Annotated in this window: 8 protein-coding genes; 4 read left to right on the top strand and 4 right to left on the bottom strand. The window is 73.2% G+C overall.

All coding sequences use genetic code 11. The annotated features are described in order from the left end of the window. Positions 1-272 precede the first annotated feature (272 nt). Positions 273-1,769 carry an MFS transporter gene (locus tag ACWY4P_RS50210; protein WP_456207482.1) on the bottom strand — a complete coding sequence of 499 codons (1,497 nt, stop codon included), beginning with the start codon at positions 1,767-1,769 and terminating at the stop codon, positions 273-275. Between the two features lie 135 nt (positions 1,770-1,904). Here ACWY4P_RS50210 and ACWY4P_RS50205 point away from each other — a divergent pair, with 135 nt between their 5' ends. From ACWY4P_RS50205 to ACWY4P_RS50195, 3 genes are all read left to right on the top strand, one after another. Next, entirely contained in the window at positions 1,905-2,810 is a 906-nt protein-coding gene (locus tag ACWY4P_RS50205; RefSeq protein ID WP_456207481.1) for a LysR family transcriptional regulator, read from the top strand. Positions 2,811-2,917: 107 nt separating this feature from the next. Further along, on the top strand, positions 2,918-3,619 hold the full coding sequence (locus ACWY4P_RS50200; protein WP_456207480.1) for a glycoside hydrolase family 75 protein: 702 nt from the start codon (positions 2,918-2,920) through the stop codon (positions 3,617-3,619). A gap of 118 nt (positions 3,620-3,737) precedes the next feature. Then, entirely contained in the window at positions 3,738-5,759 is a 2,022-nt protein-coding gene (locus ACWY4P_RS50195; RefSeq protein WP_456207479.1) for an AMP-binding protein, read from the top strand. On the opposite strand, the gene ACWY4P_RS50190 is transcribed toward ACWY4P_RS50195, so the two are convergent. Both ACWY4P_RS50190 and ACWY4P_RS50185 read right to left on the bottom strand, forming a co-directional pair. Next, positions 5,692-7,068, bottom strand: coding sequence for a hypothetical protein (locus ACWY4P_RS50190; RefSeq protein ID WP_456207478.1), 1,377 nt, complete (start codon positions 7,066-7,068; stop codon positions 5,692-5,694). The two genes, ACWY4P_RS50195 and ACWY4P_RS50190, sit on opposite strands and share 68 nt — an antisense overlap. An 18-nt stretch (positions 7,069-7,086) precedes the next feature. Continuing rightward, positions 7,087-7,587 carry a GNAT family N-acetyltransferase gene (locus tag ACWY4P_RS50185; protein WP_456207477.1) on the bottom strand — a complete coding sequence of 167 codons (501 nt, stop codon included), beginning with the start codon at positions 7,585-7,587 and terminating at the stop codon, positions 7,087-7,089. Positions 7,588-7,669: 82 nt separating this feature from the next. Here ACWY4P_RS50185 and ACWY4P_RS50180 point away from each other — a divergent pair, with 82 nt between their 5' ends. Beyond that, positions 7,670-8,146, top strand: coding sequence for an STAS domain-containing protein (locus ACWY4P_RS50180; protein ID WP_456207476.1), 477 nt, complete (start codon positions 7,670-7,672; stop codon positions 8,144-8,146). Here the strand turns inward: ACWY4P_RS50180 and ACWY4P_RS50175 are convergent. Continuing rightward, on the bottom strand, positions 8,045-9,034 hold the full coding sequence (locus ACWY4P_RS50175; protein ID WP_456213319.1) for a sigma-70 family RNA polymerase sigma factor: 990 nt from the start codon (positions 9,032-9,034) through the stop codon (positions 8,045-8,047). The two genes, ACWY4P_RS50180 and ACWY4P_RS50175, sit on opposite strands and share 102 nt — an antisense overlap. Between the last annotated feature and the right edge of the window lie 12 nt (positions 9,035-9,046).

Below are 9,046 nucleotides of genomic sequence, written 5' to 3'. Positions count from 1 at the left end.
ATAGCACAAAGAATCAGGGAAATTGCCGCGGACGGCATCGACGCGTTAGCGAGTTCCGGCGGAGGCACGTCGCCCAACTTTGGCGTCCACCCCTTGGACATCCTTGTTGTGCCCGGACAGCCCGGCGAACCTCGAGGCGGAGCAGCACACGGGCACAGACCTCACCCACCCCGAGGTTCGCCAATCCGGCACCTGCGGCCATAACCGTTCTCGTATGTGAGAGCAACCGGTTTTCTGGATCGACTCGCGTCAATGCCCAGTTCTTAACGGACTCAGCGCGTTTCCTCCCGGAACCAGACGACCACCACGGCGGAGAGGACCGCGACGACGGCAGCGATGACACCGAAGCCCACGGACATCGCGTCGGTGAAGGCCGTGACCGCGCGGGCGTGCGCGGCGGGCCCGAGGTGCCGCGCGGCCGCGAGCGCCTGGCCCGGGGAGGAGGCGTGTTCCGCCACGGAGGGCGGCAGCCGGTCGGTGAAGCGGCCCGTGAGCACGGTGCCCATGACGGCCACCCCGAGCGCGCTGCCGACCTCCCGGGACGCGCTGCCCAGTCCCGAGCCGAGTCCGGCCCGGCTGTGCGGCATGGCGTCCATGATCGCCATGGACAGCGTCGGCAGCGACAGACCCATGCCGACGGCCATGACCAGCAGGACCAGCGCGTACTGCGGATACGGGGTACCGGCGTCGGCGAACGCCAGCAGAGCCAGCCCGGCGACGAGGGTGCCGAGCCCCACGGCGATCACGCGCCGGGCACCGAAGCGCCGGGAAAGCGCGACGCTGCGGCCGGAGACCGCCAGCATGCCGATGGCGAGCGGCCCGATGGCCAGCCCGGTCAGCGCGGGCGAGTAGCCCTTGGCGTACTGGAGATACTGGGCGTTGACGAAGAACAGCGCGAAGAGGCCGAAGAAGGAGAGGGTCACGCCCAGCGTCCCGGCCCGCAGCCGGGGGACGGCGAAGATCCTCGGGTCGATCAGCGGGTGCGCGGCGCGCAGCGCGTGGACCACGAAGCCGGTGAGCACGACGGCCGCGGCGCCAAGCGCGCCCAGGACACCGGCCGAGGTCCAGCCCCGCTCGGGTCCTTCGATGACGCCGTAGAGCAGGGCCACGAACCCGAGGACGAGCAGCGCGGTGCCGGGCAGGTCGGGGTGGGCGGGGTGGCGCTCGCCCCGGGGCGCGAACCGCGCGGTGAGCGCGAGCAGCACCAGCGCGAGCGGGCCCATCACCCAGAACAGCCCCTGCCACGGCAGATATTGGAGCGCCAGGCCGCCGCCGAGGTTGCCGACCATGCCGGCGGCGCCGGTCGCGGCCGTCCATACGGCGATGGTGTGCGGCCGCCGCTCGGGCGGGGCGGACTGGAGGGCCAGCGACAGCGTGGCGGGCATGATCAGGGCGGCGCCGACTCCGGTGAGAGCGCGGCCGCCGATGAGCACCGCGGCGTCGGGGGCGAGCGCGGACACCAGGCAGCCGCCCGCGAAGAGCGCGAGGCCGGTGAGGAGCGTTCCCTTGCGGCCGCGCCGGTCGCCGAGCGCCCCGGCCGGTATCAGCAGGCAGGCGAAGACGATGACGTACGCGTCGACGATCCACAGCAGTTGGGTGGAGGTCGGGTGCAGGGAACTCGCGACCAGCTTGGGGACGGCCAGGTTGACGGCGGCGACCAGGGCGATGGTCAGGATCACGCAGGAGGACATCAGGGCCAGGACCGCGCCGGGGCGCGGATGGCCGCGGTCCGGCGGCGCGGTGCGCCCGGCGGTGGCGGTGGCGGACATGGGAGAACCTCGCGTTCCGAAGAGGGCGGTGCCCGAGGGGCGGAAGAGGTGAAGTGCGGCGGCCGGCCGTCGACTTGTAACGTAGGCAGCCCTCGACTTAACCGCAAATGCAACTTATGCAAGGGATAAGTGCACATGACGCAATCCAAGTTGGACCTGAACCTGATGGTCGCGCTCGACGCGCTACTGAGGGAGGGGAGCGTGAGCGGCGCGGCCGAGCGGCTGCATCTGTCCAGCCCGGCCATGAGCCGTACGCTCGCCCGGATCCGCAAGGCGCTCGGCGACCCGGTCCTGGTCCGCTCGGGGCGGATGATGGTGCCGACCCCGCGGGCGCTCGCGCTGCGCGCCGAGGTGCGGGAGATCGTCGAGCGGGCCCAGGCGGTCTTCACCCCGGTCGGCGAGCTCGAACCGGCCGCCCTGGAGCGCACCTTCACCCTGCTGGCCGACGACGCGCTGCTGACCCTCATCGGGATGCGGCTGCTGGAGCGGGTTCGGCGGCAGGCGCCGGGGGTCTGTCTGCGGCTGATCCCGGAGGGCCCCGGAGACTCGCTCGTGATGCGCGAGGGCGGGGCCGACCTGGAGCTCGGGGTGATAGCCCGGCCCGCCCCCGAGATCCGTGTCGAGGCGCTGTTCACCGATGACAACGTCGGCGTGGCGCGGCGCGGCCACCCGCTCCTGGACCAGGAGGTCACACCGGAGCGGTTCGCCGCCGCCGACCACATCACCGCTTCCCGGCGCGGCAAGCTGTACGGCCCCATCGACGAGCGGCTGGCGGAACTCGGGCTGCGGCGCCGGGTGGTCGCCTCGGTGCCCACGTTCTCGGCGGCGCTGATGATGGCGGCGACCACCGATCTGGTGGCACGCACCGCGCGGCGGCTGCCGGGACCGCAGATCGAACGGCTGGGCCTGGTCACCTTCGAGATCCCGCTGGAGCTGCCGCGGCTGCCGATCTCCCAGGCGTGGCACCCGCGGCTGGAGGCGGATCCCGGACACATCTGGCTGCGCCGCTGCGTCCGTGAGATCGCGGACGAGCTGGGGTGAGCGGCCCGTACGCGGACGACGGCCCCCGCCCTCACTGTTGACATGAGCTTATCAAGTCGCCACAGTGCAGGGGAGGTTAGGAAAGGTTCCTAACAAAGGGGTGTGTCATGCGTAAGCGACTCGCGTTCGCGCTCGCCGGCGCCGGTCTGCTGGCCGTCTCCGTCACCACGGGGGCCGGTGCCGCCACCCGGGGCCCGGCACCGGCCCCCGAGTCGGCCAACGAAGGCACGGTCACGGCGGCCCAGTTACTCGCCAAGGTGCAGGGCTGTTCGCAGATATCCAACGGCAAGTACCGCACCGACGACGAGACCTCGGCCACCATCCCGGTCTGCGGCGCCAACGGAGCGGTCTTCTGGAAGGCCGACATGGATATCGACTGCGACGGCCAGGTCACCTCGCGGTGCAACGAGGACACCGACCCGTGGTTCCAGGACGACACGGCCTTCCACCAGTCTGACGGCAAGCCGCTCATCGCCGACAAGCTGCCGTACGTGGTGGTGCCGAGCACCAGCTCCACCTGGAACTACAGCCAGGCGGGCATCAAGGGCGGCGGCGTGGTCGCCGTCATCTACAACAACAAGGTGGAGTACGCCGTGGTCGGCGACACCGGCCCCACCAAGATAATCGGCGAGGCGTCCTACGCGACGGCCAGCGCGCTGGGGATAGACCCCGACCCGGAGACCGGCGGCGCGGACTCGGGGGTGACGTACATCCTCTTCAAGAACTCCTCGGTCTCGCCCATCGAGAACCACGACAAGGCGGTCTCCGTCGGCGACGGCCTGGCCAAGCAGTTCGTCCAGAACAACTGACCCCTCCTCGGCGCAACCACCCGGCACCGGTCCGGCGTGCCATTGTGCGGAAGCGCGGCCCTGGGCATGATCACAGATCAGGCGCAGGGCCGATCCGACGACCGCCGGGGGACACGTCATGCCGCAGGAGCCGCCCACATCCGAGGATTCCGCCTCCCGCGCGCGACGGTGCGTCCACCAGCTGTACGAGGACCACGCGCGCCGCACACCCGACGCGGTCGCCGTCATATCGGGGTCCCGGCAGCTGACGTACCGTGAACTGGACCAGCGGGCCAACCGGTTGGCCCGCCATCTGCGGGAGGCGGGCCTGCCCCGGGGCGGGCCGGTGGCGGTGTGCCTGGGCCGCGACGCCGAGGTCCTGACGGCGATGCTCGGGGTGCTCAAGGCGGGCGGGGCGTATGTGCCCGTGGAGCCGGGCGCGCCGCCGTCGGTGCTGCGCCACGTCCTCGCGGACCAGGGGCTCTTCGCCGCGGTCACCTGGGAGTCGCTGCGGGTCATGGTGTCCGACACGGTCCGCTCGGGCCGGCCGGTGATCTGCCTGGACACCCAGGCCGAGGCCATCGCCGCCCGGTCCGGGGACCCGCTCGACGCCGGTGTCCGCACCTCGGACCTGGCGTGTGTGCTGTACACCTCCGGCACGGCCGGGCGGATGCCCAGGGGCGTCCTGATCGAACATCGCAACCTCGTGAGCGCCTACGAGGGGTGGCGGGTGGTGTACCGGCTCACCTCCGAGGACAGGCATCTCCAGACGACCCCTTCGGAGTTCGCCGGATTCACGGCCGACTGGGTCCGCGCGCTGTGCTCGGGCGGCACCCTGGTGCTGGCGGGCCGGGACGAGGACCTGGACCGGGCGGGCGGCGCCGCCCCGCTGCACCGGCTGATCGTCGACGAGTCGGTCACCGTCGTGACGTGCGACGTCCCGACCGTCCGCGGCCTGCACCAGCACCTGAAGGCGCACGGCGCGGACCTCGCGGCCGTCCGGCTGATCGCCGTCTCGGGCGACAGCTGGTACCTGGACGAACAGCAGGCCCTGCGCCGGACCCTGGGGCCGCATGTGCGGATCCTGAACGTCTACGGAGTGACCGAGGCCGCCGGATCGGGTGCGTACTTCGAACTGCCCGACCGGCCCGCGGTCACCGAGCACCCCGAGCGCGTCTCGCCGATCGGCACGGCGTTCCCCGGCGCCGCCGTCGCGGTGCTCGGCCGGGGCGGGGCGCCCGCCGCCCGGGGAGCCCGGGGCGAACTCGGCGTCAAGGGCCCGGTCCTGGGCCGCGGCTATCGAGACGGCCCTGCGTTCAAGTCCGGTCAGTTCCTGCGCACCGGCGACCGCGGCCGGATCCGCGACGACGGGGGTCTCGAACACCTCGGCCGGGTGGCCTCGCACGCCGACGCCGAGGCGGTGCTGCGCGGGCATCCATCGGTCGGGGAGTGCCTGGTCACCACCATCGAATTCGGCAAGGGCCGGAAGACCCTGATCGCCTACGTCACCGCCGTCGAGGGTGGCGAGGTGGACTGGAGCGAGCTCCAGCTGTTCCTGTCCACCCGGCTGCCGTCCGCCCGGGCCCCGCAGACGCTGGCCCAGGTGGCCTCACTGCCCAGAACGCGGTCCGGCAAGATCGACCGGAGCGGACTTCCGCTCCCGGCGCAGCGCGACGCCACACGGCGCGCGCCGGGCGGGAAGGGGGCGGTGTCGGGCGACGGGGGCGAGGGGGGCAGCACATGGGGCTCCATCGCGGCGCTCACGGTGTTCTTCTCCTTCCTGTCCTGGTTTCTCACCGACGCTCTCTGGCCGTATTCGACCGATCTGTCGCTGGTTCCCCAGCCCTGGGCGGCGCTGTTCACCGGGCTGTACGTCGTTGAGTCGCTCGCCTTCGGGCTGGGGATGGGATTCCTGTTCTGCGGGCGGCCGTTGATGGCCCAGCAGGGGCGCTCCCCCGCCCTGACGAGCGCCGCGCACCTCGCGGTGGTCTGGCTGCTGATCGCGTGGTGGCCGCAGGACAACTACTACCGGCTCGCGGCCAAGACGGACTGGGCGCGGCAGGCCGCCCTCGTCTACGCCTTCAACGTCACGCTCATGGTCGCCGCCGCCGTGGTCGTCGCGTTCGTCGCGGCGCAGCCCCGGAAGACGGACCGGAGCTGACGCCGGCGTCCAGGAACATCCCGCCCAGGGCGTCGTTGGCCGAGCGCACCACCGCCTCCGCCGCGTCGAGCGCCCCCGGCGTGCGGGCCGCGAGCGCCATGCCCACGTAGGGGTCCGGCTCGAAGGCCGCGGTCACCACCGTCGGCAGCAGCGTCACCCCGAGCGAGCGGCACCGGCGGGCCACCTCGCCGAGGTGGTCGGCCAGCGCCACGGCCGGGAGCCGGGCGCCCAGCGGCAGCCGGTCCAGGGTCCGTACGACGGGCCGGCCGCCCTGGAGCCGGCCCAGCCTGGCCTGGATCATGAACGCCACGGCCGGGCCGGTGAGCCGGAGGTTGATCTCGACGGGGGCGAGCCGGCCCGCAGGGTCCATGACGAAATCGACGTCGTACCAGCCCCGGTAGCCCTCGGCGGCCAGGGCCCGGCCCACGGCCGCCGCGAACCTCTCGGCGACCCCGGCGGGCACCTCGGGCACGGCCCCCGGGCCGACCGTGACCCCCTGGTAGCTCGTCCCGTCAATGTCCATCACCCCCACGCCGACGGGGTGGACGGCGCCACCGTCGTCGACGACGGCATCGAAGGTCAGGTTCCGGAAGGGGCCGGAGCCAGCACCAGCACCATCAATGTATTCCTCGATCAGCACGGTGCCCCGGGCCAGGCGTTTGACAAGGGCCCGGGCGCCACCGGCCTCGGCGACCTGACGGGGCGTCACCACGATGGTGCCGTAGCCGCCCACCCCGTACTCGGCCTTCACCACCGCCGCGGCCCCGGCGGCGGCACGGGCGGCCAGCACACGGGCGGCCCGCCGGCGCGACGTCACGCGCTCCTGCGCGGGGACGACGATGCCGGGGTGGGCCGGGGCCAGCGTGCGGAACAGCCGGTGGGCGGTCGCCTTGGACTCATAACGGCGCGTGACACGCAGCGCCCGGCCAAGGCCGTCCGGCCGTGCCAAAATCCGCTCGGACTCCGGAGTACGGCCCCAGGTGATCACCGGCAGCCCGGACCGCCCGATCCGCTCCAGCAGCGCCGGCCTGGCCAGGAGCGCCTCCGCCACTCCGCCGTCGTCCCCCGCGACCCCGCCGTACACCTCCACGTCCTGCCACTCCAGCACGCGGGCCAGCTCCCGCACCCAGAAGCCCTCGACCTGCTGCGGGAACACGAGGATCCGCGGATTCGGGCTGTAGAAGGCGGCCAGGCAGGCGTAGTGGCCCCCGGCGCGCCGCACCGCCGGCGAACCGTCGGCGAACTGGGCGTTGAAATCGCCGACGTTCCCGATGTGCACGGCCGGTGCCCCGCCGGTCCACGCCGCCACCCAGGAGGGCTCCGGCAGTCAGGGCCAGGCGGCCAGCAGCGGCAGCTCCCGGTCCGGCAGGGATCCGGACGGCGCGTCGCCGACCCGCTGGGCGCCCATCGCCAGATAGAAGGCCTCGGCGTGGGGGTCGGACTCGATGGTCAGCCGGGTGAAGCCGAGCCGGCCCGCCTCCCGCAGCACATGCCGGTACAGCAGGCGTCCCACTCCCCCGCCGATCGCGTCCGGGGCGACGAACAGCATCCCCAGCTCGCCCTCGGGGCCCTCTCCCTCCAGGGTGGCGAAGCCCAGGATCCGCCCGTCCTGCTCCACGACCGTGGTCCGGCGGGCCGCCACCTCGCCCGGGCGCAGCCGCAGTTCCTCCCGGCAGGCGGCCAGGAACGCCTCGTCGTACCCCCAGTGGCCCTTCGATCTGAGCGCCAGCTCGCTCAGCGTCTCGGCCTCGTCCTCCCGCCCCGCCCGCAGCCGCCGCGCCGCGGCCGCGGGCCCGGCCGCCGCCCTCCCGGGCCGATCACTCGTCATGTACAGATCCTGCCATCCCGGGCGATGAGTTTCCCCGCACCGGCCGGTCTTCCAGAGTGAACGCACCGAGAGGAGGTGGACGTTGACCGCTCATGACGAGACACCGGCGCCCCGCGGCCCGGGTCCCGAAGCCGGTGGCTCCGAATCCGGTGGCCCCGAAGCTCGTGCGGTGAGCGCCCCGGCCGTGCTGGTCCTGGACCCCGCGGTCGGCCGCGCCGACGTGCCCGGGCTGTGCGCGCGCCTGCGCGAGCTGGCGTCGCACGGCGCGGGGGCCGGTCCGGTCGTCGTGGACGTGGGCGCGGTCCGCGCCCCGGACCTGGCCGTACTCGAAGCGCTGGCCCGGCTCCAGCTCACCGCGCGACGCCTGGGCAGCGGGATCCGGCTGCGCGGCGTGAGCGGCGAGCTGCGGGCCGTCCTCGCCCGGTCGGGCCTCGACACCGCGCTGCCGACGGCGGGCCTACCCGGCGTCGGCGGGGTCGAGGCGGGCGGGCAGCCCGAAGAGCGGGAAGAGGCGGGCGGTGTCCAGGAAGGAGTTGAGCGCGGTGATCCGGCCGGCTGACACCTCGAGGACCTGGAGCGCCCATGGCTCGTGACCGCCGTCCGAGGCGGCACGGTACTGGCCGAAGGCGGGCGAGCCGTTCGCCACCGTCGGGACCAGCCGTGAGCCGCAGCAGCCCTTGCCGGTGCCCAGCAGCCACTGGCGGATGTCGGCGTGGCCGCGCATCCACAGCGAGTAGGGCGGCATCGACAGCGTCGCGTCCTCGTGCAGCAGTGAGGTGAGGGAGTCGAGGTCGTAGCGCTCGAAGGCGTCCACGTACCGGGCCAGCAGGGCGCGCTGCTCCTCGTCCAGCGGCTGGATGGGGTCGGTGGCGCTGATCCCGCTCGCGGCGATGGTGGCCCGCGCGCGCTGGAGCGCGCTGTTGACCGACGCGACCGTGGTGTCCAGCAGCTCGGCGACCTCGCTCGCCTTCCAGGCCAGCACCTCCCGCAGGATCAGCACCGCCCGCTGCCGGGGCGCCAGATGCTGCAGCGCGGCGATGAACGCCAGCCGCACGGACTCCCGCTGGGCGGCCAGCTCGGCCGGGTCGCCCTCCTCCGTCACGATCCGGCCGTCGGGCGCCGGCCCGACCCACGCGGTCTCCGGCAGGGGCGGCCCAAGCGGCGAGGAGGCCGACGCCACGGACGACAGGTCCATGGGCCGGGCGCGGCGCTGGCTGCCGCCCAGCATGTCCAGGCATACGTTGGTCGCGATGCGGTACAGCCACGACCGCACCGCCGACCGGCCCTCGAACCGGTCGAAGCCCCGCCAGGCCCGCACCATGGTCTCCTGCACGGCGTCCTCGGCCTCGAACCCCGAGCCCAGCATCCGGTAGCAGTACCCGGTCAGCTCCACCCGGTGCCGCTCCAGCTGCGGCTCGATCCCGGCCGCTCGCTCCGCCGCCTGCATGTCAGTCATCGC

It is taken from the genome of Streptomyces sp. LZ34, from assembly GCF_053890475.1.
The sequence above is the reverse complement of the archived record's forward strand: the minus strand, read 5'-3'. Positions and strand labels throughout refer to the sequence as shown.